The sequence below is a fragment of the Lysinibacillus telephonicus genome, assembly GCF_003966145.1.
GTDB lineage: Bacteria > Bacillota > Bacilli > Bacillales_A > Planococcaceae > Ureibacillus > Ureibacillus telephonicus.
In genome coordinates this window covers 41214-57364 of the sequence record NZ_RXNR01000007.1, presented here as the reverse complement: position 1 = coordinate 57364, position 16151 = coordinate 41214, and the positions used below count along the sequence as shown (strand labels likewise).

General features: G+C 35.0%; 17 protein-coding genes. All 17 read right to left on the bottom strand.

Features of this window, described 5'->3' with window-relative positions; genetic code table 11:
- Positions 1 to 195 precede the first annotated feature (195 nt).
- Positions 196 to 1902, bottom strand: coding sequence for a proline--tRNA ligase (locus tag EKG35_RS03800; RefSeq protein ID WP_126292995.1), 1707 nt, complete (start codon positions 1900 to 1902; stop codon positions 196 to 198).
- Between the two features lie 228 nt (positions 1903 to 2130).
- Entirely contained in the window at positions 2131 to 3390 is a 1260-nt protein-coding gene (rseP, locus tag EKG35_RS03795; protein ID WP_126292994.1) for an RIP metalloprotease RseP, read from the bottom strand.
- Between the two features lie 48 nt (positions 3391 to 3438).
- On the bottom strand, positions 3439 to 4584 hold the full coding sequence (gene dxr, locus EKG35_RS03790; protein ID WP_126292993.1) for a 1-deoxy-D-xylulose-5-phosphate reductoisomerase: 1146 nt from the start codon (positions 4582 to 4584) through the stop codon (positions 3439 to 3441).
- Positions 4585 to 4657: 73 nt separating this feature from the next.
- Positions 4658 to 5452 (bottom strand): phosphatidate cytidylyltransferase, encoded by a 795-nt coding sequence (locus EKG35_RS03785; RefSeq protein WP_126292992.1) that lies wholly within the window; start codon positions 5450 to 5452, stop codon positions 4658 to 4660.
- A complete protein-coding gene (locus tag EKG35_RS03780; RefSeq protein WP_126292991.1) occupies positions 5449 to 6240 on the bottom strand; it encodes an undecaprenyl pyrophosphate synthase in 792 nt (263 codons plus the stop codon). The genes EKG35_RS03785 and EKG35_RS03780 overlap by 4 nt, the downstream gene beginning before the upstream one ends.
- 347 nt (positions 6241 to 6587) lie before the next feature.
- Positions 6588 to 7145 carry a ribosome recycling factor gene (frr, locus tag EKG35_RS03775; protein WP_126292990.1) on the bottom strand — a complete coding sequence of 186 codons (558 nt, stop codon included), beginning with the start codon at positions 7143 to 7145 and terminating at the stop codon, positions 6588 to 6590.
- Positions 7145 to 7870: a UMP kinase gene (gene pyrH, locus EKG35_RS03770; RefSeq protein WP_126292989.1), complete on the bottom strand. Its 726-nt coding sequence runs from the start codon at positions 7868 to 7870 to the stop codon at positions 7145 to 7147. Before pyrH ends, frr begins: the two co-directional genes overlap by 1 nt.
- A 133-nt stretch (positions 7871 to 8003) precedes the next feature.
- Positions 8004 to 8888: a translation elongation factor Ts gene (gene tsf, locus EKG35_RS03765; protein ID WP_126292988.1), complete on the bottom strand. Its 885-nt coding sequence runs from the start codon at positions 8886 to 8888 to the stop codon at positions 8004 to 8006.
- A gap of 287 nt (positions 8889 to 9175) precedes the next feature.
- The gene (gene rpsB / locus EKG35_RS03760) at positions 9176 to 9898 is read right to left on the bottom strand and encodes a 30S ribosomal protein S2 (protein WP_126292987.1); all 723 of its coding nucleotides are present in this window, start codon (positions 9896 to 9898) and stop codon (positions 9176 to 9178) included.
- 157 nt (positions 9899 to 10055) lie between these two features.
- Positions 10056 to 10607: a hypothetical protein gene (locus tag EKG35_RS03755; RefSeq protein WP_126292986.1), complete on the bottom strand. Its 552-nt coding sequence runs from the start codon at positions 10605 to 10607 to the stop codon at positions 10056 to 10058.
- A gap of 9 nt (positions 10608 to 10616) precedes the next feature.
- Positions 10617 to 10919 carry an RNA polymerase subunit sigma gene (locus EKG35_RS03750; RefSeq protein ID WP_126292985.1) on the bottom strand — a complete coding sequence of 101 codons (303 nt, stop codon included), beginning with the start codon at positions 10917 to 10919 and terminating at the stop codon, positions 10617 to 10619.
- A gap of 11 nt (positions 10920 to 10930) precedes the next feature.
- The gene (locus EKG35_RS03745) at positions 10931 to 11701 is read right to left on the bottom strand and encodes a FliA/WhiG family RNA polymerase sigma factor (RefSeq protein WP_126292984.1); all 771 of its coding nucleotides are present in this window, start codon (positions 11699 to 11701) and stop codon (positions 10931 to 10933) included.
- Between the two features lie 304 nt (positions 11702 to 12005).
- Entirely contained in the window at positions 12006 to 12392 is a 387-nt protein-coding gene (locus EKG35_RS03740; RefSeq protein WP_126292983.1) for a hypothetical protein, read from the bottom strand.
- On the bottom strand, positions 12392 to 12895 hold the full coding sequence (locus EKG35_RS03735; protein WP_126292982.1) for a chemotaxis protein CheD: 504 nt from the start codon (positions 12893 to 12895) through the stop codon (positions 12392 to 12394). The genes EKG35_RS03740 and EKG35_RS03735 overlap by 1 nt, the downstream gene beginning before the upstream one ends.
- A gap of 2 nt (positions 12896 to 12897) precedes the next feature.
- Positions 12898 to 13530 (bottom strand): chemotaxis protein CheC, encoded by a 633-nt coding sequence (locus tag EKG35_RS03730; protein WP_126292981.1) that lies wholly within the window; start codon positions 13528 to 13530, stop codon positions 12898 to 12900.
- Positions 13531 to 13595: 65 nt separating this feature from the next.
- Positions 13596 to 14039 carry a chemotaxis protein CheW gene (locus EKG35_RS03725; RefSeq protein ID WP_126292980.1) on the bottom strand — a complete coding sequence of 148 codons (444 nt, stop codon included), beginning with the start codon at positions 14037 to 14039 and terminating at the stop codon, positions 13596 to 13598.
- 29 nt (positions 14040 to 14068) lie between these two features.
- The gene (locus tag EKG35_RS03720; RefSeq protein ID WP_126292979.1) at positions 14069 to 16144 is read right to left on the bottom strand and encodes a chemotaxis protein CheA; all 2076 of its coding nucleotides are present in this window, start codon (positions 16142 to 16144) and stop codon (positions 14069 to 14071) included.
- Positions 16145 to 16151: the final 7 nt, after the last annotated feature.

The following is a 16151-nucleotide window of genomic DNA, read 5'->3' as shown; positions in this document are numbered from 1 at the left end:
GTACTTTCTAAATTGTTGATTTCCGCTCCAAATGTATTTGTGACGAGTATCGTAGGGGGCATGCGGAAGCTTTCCCCGGAGCGCAGCCTAAAACGAAAACCAACAAGTATATGCCTAAAATAAATTTCTTAAATTCTTACTCGTACTTATTATCTCAAGAAGAAATTTTTTGGACAACCTTTATATAGAAATTTATTAATTACTTCTAAAAAACTCATTTAAATGATCGACAAGCTCTTCTTTTGCCCATTCGAAAGTTTCACCTGTACTTCGTATTTTTACTTCAACAATTCCTTCACTTGCTTTTTTCCCTATCGTTACACGAACAGGCAAGCCAATTAGATCTGCATCAGCAAATTTAACTCCAGCACTTTCATTTCGGTCATCAAACAATACTTCAAAGCGATAGAACGTTAAAATATTATAAAGCTCATTTGCTAGACTTAATTGAACATCATCATCAGAATTAGTAGGCATTAAATGAATATCATAAGGGGCTAATTGTTTTGGCCAAATAAAACCATGTTCATCTTGATACTTATCTGCAACTACTGCTAATAATCTCGTAATGCCAAAACCGTAGCTTCCCATTATGATAGGTTTTGATTCACCATTGTCATCAACAAAGTTTGCATTAAATGTTTCTGAAAATGTTGTACCTTGCTTAAAAATATGCCCTACTTCAATTCCCTTTTCAAAGCGAATAGATCCGTTTCCATCAGGTGAAGGATCACCCTCTTGAATATAGCGAATGTCTTCATACGAATTGATAGCAAAGTCCCTTTCAGGGTTAACATGAATATAATGATATCCATCCTCATTTGCTCCTGCAACACTGTTGCGTACTGATTGAATCGCTAAATCAGCGATAACTTTAACGTCTACTGGAAGCTTAATCGGACCAATCGATCCAGCAGAGCACCCTAACAGCTGCTGAATCTCTTTTTCATTTGCTAAACAAAGAGATTTTGCATGCAATACTTTTCTTAATTTTATTTCATTGATTTTATGATTACCACGAACCAATACAACTACATACTTATCATCAGCTTTAAATAATAGTGATTTAATGCAGTTTGAAGGTTGCATGTTTAAAAATGCACATACGTCTTCCATTGTTTCGACATCTGGAGTAGCAATTTTTTCTAAAGACTTTAAATGTTCATCAGAGATAACACCTTGATCTACCACTTCTGCAACTTCAATATTTGCTGCATAGTTGGATTGATCTGAAAACGCAATAATTGCTTCTCCTTCTTCTGAAGGGACGATGAATTCCTCTGCAGAAGCCCCTCCTATTATACCTGAATCCGCTTGAACAATTCGGTAATTTATTCCGACACGATATAAAATGGAGGAATAGGCCTGAACCATCTTATTATATGTATTCTCTAAGCACTCATTATTCGCATGAAAAGAATAAGCATCCTTCATTATAAATTCCCGACTACGGAGTAGGCCATAGCGAGGTCGGATTTCGTCGCGAAACTTCGTCTGAATTTGAAATAATATTAGAGGCAGTTTTTTATAAGATTTGATTCCCTCTTGGACTAACATCGTTACAGCTTCCTCATGTGCTGGAGAAAGCAGCAAATGTCGACCGCTTCGATCATTAAAATGCATTAATTCTTTACCGAAATTTTCATATCGATTAGATTGTTCCCATATTTCAACAGGTTGAATAATAGGTAAATAAATTTCAATTGCGCCTAACGATTCCATTTCTTGTTGAATCATTTTTTCTATTTTTGTTAATACACGTTTTGCTAATGGTAAATATGAATAAACACCACTTGTACTTTGTCGTATAAAACCGGCACGAAGCAGCATTTTATGAGAGCGAGCTTCAACTTCAGAAGGCACTTCACGCATTGTTGGAATTAAAGTTAAACTTTGTTTCATAAGTGCTCACCTTTTCTTTTCAAAACTTACTAAGTTTAGCATAGCATACTAATCTTCTATATGCGTATAAGCAATTTTTTACAGTAAATGGAGCAAAAAAAGATTTAACCTTATTCATTTTGGATTTTACCATAAACGAATAAGGTTAACTAAAAATTCAATCATATATTAAAAGGATATGTTTTCTTTAATTTAGAAAGGCTAAGCAGGTCGCTTTCCCTTTTCATATTAAAAGAAAAATCTTTGGATATCGTTCCAAGTAACCACGACCATTAAAATCATTAAAAGGACTATTCCTACAAAATGAACCAACCCTTCTTTTTGCCGATCGACTGGCTTTCCTCGCAATGCCTCAATTCCGAAGAATAATAGTCGTCCACCATCTAAAGCTGGTAGCGGCAATAAGTTCATGATACCTAGGTTAATACTTAACACTGCTGCCCAATTCATTAAATTATAAACACCATATTGTGCAACAGTTTCTGTTGCTTTATAAATTCCTACTGGACCAGAAAGTACATCGATTGTAAATTGACCTGTAACAAGCTTGCCCAATAGATCAAGAATTAGCACCGTATAATCCCATGTTTGCTGAGCACCAAAGACAACTGCTTTTAAAGGATTTTTTTCAACAGGACTTTGATACATAACACCAATTTGTCCAACTTCTTTTCCGCTTTTTTCAACTGATTGAGGGGTTAACGTTAATTCTAGTTCTTGTCCATCTCGTTCAACTAAGAATTTTAATGGTTGTCCAGGGTTCTCTTGCACAGTGCCTGATAGTGAATTCCAATCTTCAATAGCAACTCCATCAATTTCCTTTACAAGGTCTCCTGCTTCCATCCCTGCTGCTTGAGCTGGACCATCATCAACCACATCATAAATAACCGGTTCATTAGTTGGCACTCCTTGCATTAAAGCGATAAAAACAAAAACAACGAATGCTAAAATAAAATTAAATAACGGACCCGCAAAAATAGTCATAGCACGTTGACCAACTTTTTTCGAATTAAATTGTCGATCAAATGGTGCAATAATTGTTTCATTTCCGTTTTCAACTATTGTAGCTTTTCTAGATACTTTAATTCGGACAAATTGATCATCTTCATCATATCCTTCAATCCATAACCCTTTTTCTAGGTCGGCACGCTCAACCTCCATAAAAAGTACATTTGGATTTTGGACTTTTTGGTTTAAATAAATTTTTTCGGCGACGTTATCTCTGTTTAAAATTAGTCCGACTCTATACCCAGGCTGTAATTCAACCGTGTCAGTATCTTCTCCAGCCATACGGACATATCCACCAAGTGGTAATAATCGGATTGTATATAACGTTTCACCTTTTGTCATTCCGAAAATTTTCGGACCCATACCAATTGCGAATTCGCGAACTAGAATCCCTGCACGCTTAGCAAAAATAAAATGTCCAAGTTCATGGAAAAACACAAGGGAACCGAAAACAATAATAAACGCAAGAACAGTTTGCATAAAATCCCACCTTTAAGAGCAAGTTTTGTTAGTCTATGCTCACTCTATCTATTTTACCATGCTTACTACTGTTTTTCTTGTTTCTTTATCTACATGTAGTATTGTTTCTAAATCTGGTATTAAAGTATTGTTATGATTTATCATTACTTGTTCAATAATTTCTTCGATTTGTAAAAATGTAATTTTTTCTTGTAAAAATAGTGCAACTGCTGCTTCGTTTGCTGCATTCATTGCCGTTAAAATCGTACCTCCTGCTCTTCCTGCATCATAAGCAAGCTTGAGAGCACGATAGCGGTCAAAGTCTACTTCTTTAAAATGAAGTTGTCCAATTTGTGCTAAATTTAAGCGTTGACCGCCTTTAAGTGGCAATCGATCTGGATAACTTAGTGCGTATTGGATTGGCACACGCATATCAGGTGTACCTAACTGAGCAATGACACTTGTATCATGATACTCAACTAATGAGTGAATAATACTTTCTCTATGCAATAAAACATCAATTTTTTCATAAGGCATATTAAACAAAACGTGCGCTTCAATCACTTCTAAACCTTTATTCATCATTGTAGCTGAGTCAATTGTAATCTTTGCTCCCATTGACCAATTCGGGTGATTCAAAGCATCTTTTACTGTTACATTTTTTAATTGTTCACGTGTTTTATCACGGAACGATCCACCTGATGCAGTTAAAATAAGTCTCTCTATTTGCTTCGGATTTTCACCATTCATTGATTGAAAAATAGCAGAATGCTCACTATCAACAGGTAAAATAGGTACATTATATTTTTTTGCCTCAGACATTACTAAATGTCCGGCAGTTACCAATGTCTCCTTGTTCGCAATGGCAATCGTTTTGCCCATACGAATAGCTGCGAGTGTTGATTCTAAACCTACACTACCTAGTACAGCATTTACTAGAACCGTTGATTCTGGATGAGTAGCAACATCGATTAACCCCTGAGCACCAAAGGCAAATTGGACATGGGGGTAATCCTTTTGCAATGCCAATGCATCGCTCTCATCTTGAACTGATACAAGCTCTGGCTGTAGATGGTCAATAATTTCACGAGTTTTTTCAATATTTTTACCTACTGAAAAAGCAACAAGCTTAAAGCTTTCAGGATGGTTTAACAAAATGTCAACCGTTTGCCATCCAATAGAACCAGTTGCCCCTAATAAACTTATTTTTTTCAAAAAATTACTTCCCTTCAAATAACAAATTTCCTGCATCACGTTTATCCTTTTTAAACTTGTGAAGCTTGTCCTGTTATCCTACAAAATGCAGTAAATTTAATAATGGTAATACAAATAATAAACTATCAAAACGATCCAGTATTCCACCATGCCCTGGTAAAATTGTTCCTGAATCTTTTACATCATAATGTCTTTTAATGGCTGATTCAACTAAATCTCCCATTTGGCCAAAAATTGAACATACAATTGTGATGATGATTAACGCAGCCCAGGAAATATTAAATGGATAAATAACTTGCATTAAACATGCGAATGTAACAGCAATTACAATACCACCAATAAAGCCTTCTACTGTTTTATTTGGTGAAATTTCAGGCCAAAGTTTATTTTTCCCTATTTTCCTTCCTGTAAAATAGGCACCTGAGTCCGTAGCCCAAACAACAAGTAAAGCATAAATAATGAATTGTAATCCGGCTTCACGCGTTTCAATTAAATAGTGGAAGCCAATGCCAACATAAAATGAGCTTAACAATACAAATGCTACATGATCGAAAGTAAATCGATTTTTTACAATAACGGAATAAACTAATAATAGGATGATAGCAATAATAACGAACTCTAATTTTGTATAATTAAACCTTTCAATAATTTTGTCCGCCCATAAATTCGGAATTAAAAGCGCGAACACTGTCAAGGCACCAATTAATCCCGGTATAGAAAAAATTGATATACCTTTCATTCGGAGGATTTCAAACAACCCAATTGCTGCTACTAGATATACCAAAAGTGTAAATGGCAGGTCGCCAATTAAAACAAATGGGATAAATAATGCAGCAGCAATTACCCCCGTAATAATTCTTTGCTTCAACGAATTTCTTCCCCTTTCAACCCACCGTAGCGCCGATTCCGCTTTTGATAAGCCTGAATAGCTTCCATAAATATTTGTTCATCAAAATCAGGCCAAAGCGTATCAGTAAACCAAAACTCCGTATAGGCGAGTTGCCACAACATAAAATTACTTAAACGAACTTCTCCACTAGTGCGTATGAGTAGATCTGGTTCTGGTAGCTGCGATGTCATTAAATATTGATTCACTGTATTTTCATCGATTGAGTCGATTGTTAAATTGCCATTACTTACTTCTATCATTATATCCTTGAATGCTTTAACAATTTCAGACCGACTTCCATAATTCATAGCAAAATTTAATATCAATCCAGTATTATTTTTTGTTTTTTCCATTGCTTCCTCTAATGCAGTCTGCGTATTAGCTGGTAAAGCGTCTTTATCACCTATCATTTGCACTCGAATATTGCGTTCCATAATCTCTGGCAAAAAGGAATTTAAAAACTTTTCAGGTAAACCCATTAAATAATCTACCTCAGTTTTCGGTCTTTTCCAATTTTCGGTTGAAAATGCATACAGTGTTAATACATTTATCCCTAAATCATCTGCAATACGTGCAATTTTTCGAACCGTTTTCATTCCTTCATGATGACCAGCTATTCTTGGCATTGCTCTTTTTTTAGCCCACCGTCCGTTGCCGTCCATAATGATTGCAATATGGGAAGGTATATAGTCATTGATTGAAAGATTACCATTTTCCACCAACGATTTCTTTTCTTTTTTTGACTTTCCAAATATTCCTTTGAACATCTTATTCCTCCACCTGACAACATTTTGGACGTATTCTTAATTATCATATCAAAAACGAATGTTTGTGTCCTTTTTTTCTTTATAAACATTTTCATATTAAGCCACTTATTTGTTTTTATGTATAAAAAACCTATCTCTTTTAAGAAAAGTGCAGCGCTTTAGCCGAGCCGTAGTGGACAAGGTTGCAGCTATTCATATCAAAAGTTTTTCCTCTCTTATTAAGAGAAAAAGACGTCCTATTAAAAAGGACGTCCTAATCCACTTTTTGTTCACTATAAATTTTTAAAAGTTCCGGCGTCCCTTGCCTTAAAAACTGTATTTATCATTCTCTAACTGCAAACGCCTTTTTAAATAGATAAAATTTCTTTTTCTTTATCTTTTGCAACTTCATCTACTTTGACAATATATTCATCAGTTAGTTTTTGAATATCGTCACTATAACCACGTAGATCGTCTTCAGTAATATCGCCATTTTTCTCTAATTTTTTCAAATCATCGTTGGCATCACGGCGTACATTACGGATTGCAATCTTTGCATCCTCCGCTTCTTTCTTCACAACTTTAACAAGATCTTTACGACGTTCTTCTGTTAAAGCAGGAATTGTTAAACGAATAACATTTCCATCATTTGTTGGTGTAATCCCAATATCAGATTTCATAATTGCTTTTTCAATTTCACCTAAAATCGTTTTATCATAAGGTGTAATCACAAGCAATCGTGCTTCTGGTACTGAAACACCTGCTAGTTGGTTGATTGGAGTAGGTGCACCATAGTAATCAACTGTAATTCTATCCAACAGTGATGCGTTGGCACGTCCTGCACGAATTGAAGCTAGTTCTCGTGTAAATGCAGAAATTGTTTTATTCATTTTGTCTTTTGCTTGTTCTAATACTTGCTTAGGCATTAAACATTCCTCCTAACGACTGTTCCAATTTTATCACCGAGTACGGCGCGTTTAATATTTCCTTTATCCATTATAGAGAATACTATTAATGGTATGTCGTTGTCCATACATAAAGTGGAAGCTGTCGAATCCATAACTTGCAATCCTTGTTGAATTACCTCTAAATATGTGAGTGTGTCATATTTTACTGCATTTTCATCAACTTTTGGATCTGCAGAATATACACCATCAACATTATTTTTTGCCATTAAAATTGCATCTGCATCAATTTCAGCAGCCCGTAATGCAGCTGTTGTATCTGTTGAGAAAAATGGATTCCCTGTACCTGCTGCAAAAATAACAACACGTTTTTTCTCGAGATGACGAACTGCTTTTCGACGTATGTAAGGCTCCGCCACTTGTGTCATCACAATTGAAGATTGTACACGAGTTTCAATTTCTAATTTTTCTAACGCATCTTGTAAAGCTAACGAGTTCATCACTGTTGCTAGCATTCCCATGTAGTCTGCTGAGGCGCGATCCATTCCCATTTCACTGCCGACTTTTCCACGCCAAATGTTTCCACCGCCAACAACTACCGCTACCTCAACACCAAGCTCTACTACTTCTTTAATATCTTCAGCAACAGATTTGATGATTTTTGGTGATAAACCGAAACCTGCCTCACCTGCCAACGCTTCGCCGCTTAATTTTATTACTACTCGTTTATATTGTGGCACACTCATAGTAAACCTCCGTTACTCATTATTAAAATTCAACCATCTATATATGCAATATCTTGAAAAATAGGGAACACGCAAATTGTGCTCCCTATCTTCCATCAATTGTGTTCATCACACAATTTATTATTTGAATTGATTAGTTACCTTTAACTTGGTTCATTACTTCTTCAGCGAAGTTATCTTCACGTTTTTCAATACCTTCACCAACTGCAAAACGTACAAATGATGTTACATTTCCACCTGTAGCTTTTACAAAGTCACGAACTTTTTGGTCTGAATTTTTAACAAAAGTTTGGTCTAATAAACAGATTTCTTCGAAGTATTTTCCAAGACGACCTTCAACCATTTTTGCAACGATATTTTCAGGTTTACCTTCGTTTAGTGCTTGTTCTGTTAAAATTTTACGTTCATGAGCAACTTCTTCCTCAGAAACTTCATCACGAGATACATATTTTGGGTTAATAGCAGCAATGTGCATAGCAACATCTTTAGCAGCATCTTCATCAGTAGAACCTTCAAGCACTACTAATACACCAATGCGTCCACCCATGTGTAAGTAAGAACCGAAAGCATCGCTATCAGTTTTTGTTTTAACTTCAAAACGACGAAGAGTGATTTTTTCACCAATAGTAGCTACTGCAGTTGAGATTTGATCAGCAATTTTAACACCTTCTGCATTTGTAACTTCTAAAGCAGCTTCTACTGATTCAGGTTTTTCAGCTAAAATTTGTTTCGCTAATTCAGCTACTAATACTTGGAATTTTTCATTTTTAGCTACAAAGTCAGTTTCTGCGTTTACTTCTAAAATAACAGCTTCATTGCCTTCAGCTAAAATATAAGTAGTTCCTTCTGCAGCAATGCGGTCTGCTTTTTTTGCAGCAGATGAAAGACCTTTTTCACGTAAGAAGTCGATAGCAGCTTCAATGTTACCATCAGTTTCTACTAGTGCTTTTTTGCAGTCCATCATACCTGCGCCAGTTTTTTCACGAAGTTCTTTTACTAATTGTGCAGTAATTGCCATTTGAAGTTTCCTCCTTGAGTTATATAAATATTAAATTTTTTATAAGTTCTTATATATGAAACAAAGTGACACTTTACAAAAATGTCCCGTTCCAGCGGTTAGCTCATTAAAGTTGGAGCTTTAGCGAACCGCCTCCACTTTTCTTTCTAAAAAAAGGTGATAAGAGGTTTCATCCACTTATCACCTTTTGTAGGCAGCTAGAAGTGCAGCACTTCCTTAGCTGCTTAAGTGCAACTAAGGCTCATCACTAGATAGAGTGGCGATAAGCCAAGTATTCTAACAGTGAATTACTCAGCAACTACTACTTCTTCAGCTGGAGCTTCAGATTCACCTTGTTTTGACTCAATTAGAGCATCAGCCATTTTTGCAGTTAATAATTTAACAGCGCGGATAGCATCGTCGTTTGCAGGGATTACGTAGTCGATTTCATCTGGATCACAGTTTGTATCAACAATACCTACGATAGGAATATTTAATTTACGAGCTTCTGCAACAGCAATACGCTCTTTACGTGGATCAACCACGAACATTACATCTGGAATATCTGCCATATCACGAATACCGCCTAAGAATTTCACAAGACGTTCGTGTTCTTTTTTAAGTTGGATAACTTCTTTTTTAGGAAGCACGTCAAAAGTACCGTCTTCTTCCATTTTTTCGATAGCTTTCATACGAGCAACACGTTTTTGAATTGTACCGAAGTTTGTTAAAGTACCACCTAACCAACGTTGGTTGATGTAGTAGTTACCTGAACGTTCAGCTTCTTCTTTAATCGCTTCTTGCGCTTGTTTTTTAGTACCAACGAAAAGTACTTTACCACCGTCTTGGCCAACTTGACGCATGAAGTCGTAAGCTTCTTCTAATTTTTTAACTGTTTTTTGTAAATCGATAATATAAATACCGTTACGTTCTACAAAAATGTATTTTTTCATTTTTGGGTTCCAACGGCGTGTTTGGTGTCCGAAATGTACACCAGCTTCAAGTAATTGTTTCATTGAAATTACTGACATAAATATTTTCCTCCTAAATTTTGGTTTTGTTCCTCCGCATTTTTCATTTGCACCAAGCAACTTTTTATTCAAAAAGCACCACTTACTACATCAAAATGCGTGTGTAATAATAACACCAATTGATAATATATCACACTAGATTTCGTACTGCAACATTTTATGCATGAAACTTAATGAATAACTCAATTTCCGTTTTTCCCTTTTGAGTAATTTTTGCTATTTCATCAATAGATTTTCCCTGTTGATGCAGCTTTAATACTTGTTGTTCAAAAGTCGGCAGTTCAGTTTTTTCAATAGGCTCCTTTTGGACATTCAGAGTTGAAGCACTATTTATATTTTTATGTTGACTGTACGCGTTCTTCACTATATTTTTAGGAACAACTGGCTTTGATTCTATTACAAAATCTTCTGTATTGCTTTCTTTTTGAATTAAAGAAGAAGCTGTTTCTATCATTGCCTCATTTTTTTTATCTATTGCCCCTTTATTTACTTCTGCCGTTTTAACATTAGACAACTCTTTTATTAAACGATCGTTTTCTTCACGCATTTCCAATAAATATACGCTTATTGCATCGTCCATTTCACGAATAAGTTTATCTTGGCGTATTTCTAAATCTTTAAATTTAGATAGTTTCGTATTTAAAAGAAGAATAAAGTAAAAACAAATCAGTTGTGAAACGATTAGTATAACGATTAAAACTGAGACCATTATGTTCTCCTATCCACTAAAATCTATAAAATTCCCTTTAAAAGGATGCTGTGCTTCTTGTTGTTTCTTCTTTTGCTGTTTTTCTCTCTTAGACATATTCTGTTCATTACTACTGTTATCTTCATCTTCAGAAACTTTGTCTGTTTTTTCTGTATCCATAACTGTAAACTGCTTTTTTTCAATATCCTTTTTTAGTGCTTCATGCGCATTTATTTGTTGTTGAATTACATTTTGTTGATGCTGTTCTACTGCTTTACCTGCTTCATATGTTTTCGGAATTGCAATCTGAAGTTCTATATTTCGTAGACTCATAAAATTCCTCCCTATAAATTAAGCATTTCAGTAGAAAGAAGTTTCCTAAGCTTGAATAAAGCCTTTGAATGGATTTGTGATATACGAGATGTTGAAAGTTCTAGTAATTCACCAATTTCTGTGAGTGTCATTTCTTCTGTGTAGAACAAGCTTAGCACTAGCTGTTCCTTTTCATTTAGCTTTTTAATATTTTCCTCGAGATCAGAAATCAACTCTGAAAAAACAACTTCTTGCTCAGGCGTTTTTGTATAATCGTCTCGAATGGCAAAAGCTTTTCCTTCTGCATCATCTTGATCCTGCTGATCATTTATGGAAAGTACATTAGAAAAGAAATGTTCTTGAACAGTCTGATATACTTCCTCGACAGGCAAATCCATATATTCGGCAAGTTCCTCAGGTGTTGCATGCCTCATAAGCTTTTGTTCCAATTTTTCAATTTGTGCTTCCATTTTCTTTGCTTTTTCCCTTGCAGAGCGGGGCAGCCAATCTTCTTTTCTTAATCCGTCAATTATAGCACCACGCACCCTGAAAGAAGCATATGTATCAAATTTCAAATCCCTATTTATGTCAAATTTATTTAATGCATCAAAAAGTCCCATCATGCCAAGACTCATTAAATCATCCCTTGAAACATTTTTAGGCACACCAGCGCCAATACGTTGAACATGATAAGAGACTAGTGGTTTATACTTTTTTAAGAGTAAATCACCCGCATGAGGATCTCGATTATTTATCCAGCTATTCCAAAGTTTTTGTTCATTATCTAGCGTTAGTTGTACCACCCGTATCCACCTCACATTTAGACGTTTATTTTCTACTAACAATTATATCAAATCATAGTAAAAAAACACACGCTTCTATAAGACTATTATATTACTTAGCAACTATATTTTTTGGAATGATCATATGAAAAAAGAGCCGTTTTTCGACTCTTTTCGCTTAAATTAGTTAATATAACTTATATTGAATTTATTAAAGTTCCACCGATTCGAAGCACTAACTTTCCATTAAGGAGAAAGTTCTTTTTAAAGGAAGGCATAACAACGCAAGAAGCAAAAACTAAGACTCTTTCCTGTTCTTAATCCTTTAAGAATTATTTGTAGCGGTGTCATCTTGACTTAGCATTGTACGCACCACTTGTGCTATTTCCTCTGGGCTTTCATCATTATATTCAACAGTAGAATAATTTGATGTTGTAGGCATTTCTTTATCTAGATATGGATCGTGATTTAACGTTTCTATATCTGTCTCATTTTGCTCTGCAACTTCCTCAAACAGTTGTTGATCAGGTGTATACAGCACATATGCCAACAAGTAACGGACAGCAAAGGTAACGAAAAATGCAACAGCGGCAGTGACAAAGGAACCAATTAAAATTTGAGCAGGTGCTTGTGATTGAGATAATGTTATAAAAAAGTAAATCGTAAAAGCTAATAAAGCAGCCCAACAATTGTAAAATATCGAACCGTACATTATATTTCACTCACTCCTTGATTCACTGTCCTTATGCTCAGCATGCAAGTAGCCGGGTTGAACTCAATAGTTCTTCCACTATTGCCACCCGTATCTTCAGCAACAATAGGAATGCCATTTTTCTTAAGCTCCCTTTTTACTGCCTCAACATTACGGGGACCAATGCGCATCGTATCTTTATCAGAGGTGAATTTAAACATTTGAGCTCCACCAGCTATTTTAGCCTTCAAACGAAATGGCTGCACACCTTCCAATTTTAACATTGCGATAAGTGCTTGGATTCCTGAATCAGCAAACTTTGCGACATTTATTGTTTCCGTTCTGCCTAGACTTGACTCAGGCAACATAATATGTACCAATCCAGCTATTTTTTTTGTTTCATCATATAACACAACACCTACACATGATCCTAATCCTGAAGTTCTTATTGTATTTGGTATTTTTACGACATCCATTTGGGCAATTCCAACTTTAATAACTTGACTGCTACTAGAAGAAATCATTTCTAGGATACTCCTAAAGCTTTAAAAATAGACTCAAATGACTCTGGATCAGGTAACAAGAAAAAATGCCCACGGACTTCTTTAGAATTGTCGAAACCTTCTTCAAAAATGGATGTATTAATGACAATAACATTATCACTAACTTCTGAAATTTCAATAAGTCCGATGCTTATAATTGCACCAAACATATCTACACTTAAGCCTGGAACTGTAGGATAAATCTTCAACCTAGTAAAATCTGAAAGTGCAGATAAATAAGACCCGGATAAAATATTGCCCATTTCCTGCATCGCAGATAGTCCTAGTTCTGGGATTGGGTTACTACTAAAATCAAAATTCTTATCATTAATTAAATGCTGAATAAAGCGATTGGCTTGTTGAATTGGCAAGATAAAAAACATGCTGCCCTCTACATCCCCTTCAATACGAAGAAAAATTCCAACGACAACCTTCTCGGCTCCCCCAGCCAGCTCCATCATGTCATTAAAAGTTACCATTTCAACTTTCGGTACACGCATATCAATTTTTTTGCCTAATAAATCAGATAATGCTGTTGCTGCATGTGCTGCACCAATATTCCCTATTTCCTTAAGAACATCTAAATGCATTGAAGTTATTTTTTGACTATGGTTCATATGTTTATCCCCACTTCAATCATTCCCAATCGATTAGCAAAAGATATGCTAATCGATCGAAAATTTTAGTCTACTGGATTTAAAACTTTATCTAAATGTAATAAAATTAGTAAGCGATTTTCAATTTTCGCTACACCTGATATAAACTCTTCCTCATGTGAACCAACAACTTCCGGTTGTTGCTCAATTGAGCTAACCGGTATATCAATTACATCATTTGCTGAATCAACGACAAAACCAACTTCCATTTCATCAAGTGTAATAATAATAATTCTAGCTGTATCTTCACTGTCAGTTGCAGGTATGTTAAAGCGTTCACGTAAATCTATAATTGGCGTTACTACCCCGCGCAAATTAATAACACCTTTTACATATTTCGCAGTTTTTGGAACACGAGTAATATGCATTAGCTTTTCTATTCCTTGAACATTCGATACTGGAATAGCATACTCTTTATCCGCTAACTGAAAAACTATAACTTTTAAATATTCCTGTTCAAGAGCATTCATCTGCTACACCTCTCATTTATCTTCGTTAGTTACTTCATTAATGCATTACAATCTATAATTAATGCAACTTTACCGTTTCCTAAAATTGTTGCGCCAGAAATAGCAAAAATATTAGTTAAGTAGTTACCTAAAGATTTAAGAACAATTTCTTGTTGTCCAATAAATGAATCTACTACTAAACCAGCTAGTTTTTCACCTTTTCGAACAATTACAACAGAGTGATATTCATCTGCTCTTTGTTCTTTTCTTGGAACCTCAAAAATTTCTTCTAAGAAGATAAGCGGAACTACTTTCCCACGGAAATCAATAACTTTTTGATTATGCGCATTTAAAATATCTGAATTTTTAATAATAGAAGTTTCTATAATTGATGATAAAGGAATAGCATAAATCTCTTGTTCAATTTCTACTAACATAACTGAAATAATTGTTAAAGTTAATGGTAATTGAATAGAGAAAATGGATCCAACGTTTTCTGTTGATTCAATAGAAATACTGCCGCCTAAAGATTCAATTGTTGTTTTAACAACATCTAGACCAACACCGCGTCCTGAAATATCAGAAACTACATCTGCAGTAGAGAACCCAGAAGCTAAAATTAATTCATTAATTTGTTTATCCGATAAGTTAAGTGCAGCTTCTTTTGTTATAATTCCTTTTGAAATAGCCTTTGATAATACTTTTTCTCGGTTTATACCAGCACCATCGTCTTCTATTTCGATAAAAACATAGTTTCCACTATGATATGCTCTTAAAACAACATTACCTTCTTCCGGTTTTCCTTTTGCACGACGTACCTCAGGACTTTCTATACCATGATCAACTGAGTTTCGAATAAGGTGAACTAGTGGATCACCAATTTCATCGATAACCGTTCTATCAAGCTCAGTTTCTGCCCCAAGAATTTCAAGATTAATTTTTTTCTTTAAATCACGCGACAATGTACGAACCATTTTAGGGAATCGATTAAATACTGTATCGATTGGAATCATACGCATCGTTAATACGATATTTTGCAAATCACCCATTGTGCGGCTCATTCTTTCAACCGTTTCATTTAATTCTGAATGATTTACTTCTGTAGCTATTGATTGTAGTCGCCCTCTATCAATTACTAGCTCTTCAAATAAGTTCATTAAAATATCTAAACGTTCAATACTAACTCGAATTGTTTTACTTGCAGCATGACCATTTTTAGCAGGAGCCTGTGACCTCTGATTATTATTAGCCTCCGGTGTTTTTGGTACAATAATTGCAGGAGATTCATTTTGCACTGCAGCTTTAAACGTTTCTTCAGTAGTAGATTGTATAAAGAACTCTTTAGAAAGTGGAGTCACCGTAACAGTGTCAACCTCTGATACTTTCATAATTTTGCTTTTTAATTCTTCAGCTGAATTTTTAGAAATAAATGCTACTTGGAAATGTTGATCAAATTGTTCCTCTTCTAATTTATCAACAGTTGGTGATGATTTAACCACATCTCCATTTTTCTCTAAAATATCAAATACCATATAAACTCGGGCTGCTTTTAATAAGCAGTCTTCACGTAAAGCAACAGAAATTTCAAATGCATTGAAGCCCTGGTCAGTTGATTGCAGTATTATTGTTTTTTCAAAATCATCATAGTCTAATTTTGGAGATGTTTCTGCAGCTGCTGTTGCAGCCACCTCAGCTAATGCAGCATCAGCAACACTTGCAGGCGATTCACTAGTTGTATCACTCGTTTCACCTGATTCAATACGTTTTAGTTTTGCAACCGTATCAGAAACATTTCGTTTTCCATCACCGCCATTTGCAATATCCATTACCATTTCTTCAAGATGATCAACTGATTCAAAAACAACATCAAGAATTTCTGGTGTTACATGAATTTTTTCATTGCGAATTGCATCTAAAACATTTTCCATTTTATGTGTTAAATCTGCCAAATCTTCATATCCCATTGTCGCAGACATACCTTTTAAAGTATGAGCGGAACGGAATATTTCATTTACAATCGCTAAGTCATCAGGATTTTTTTCAAGCTCTAACAAATTATCGCTACAAGATTGTAAATGTTCTTTACTTTCTTCAATGAACATTTCTAAATATTGATTGACTTCCATACGATAA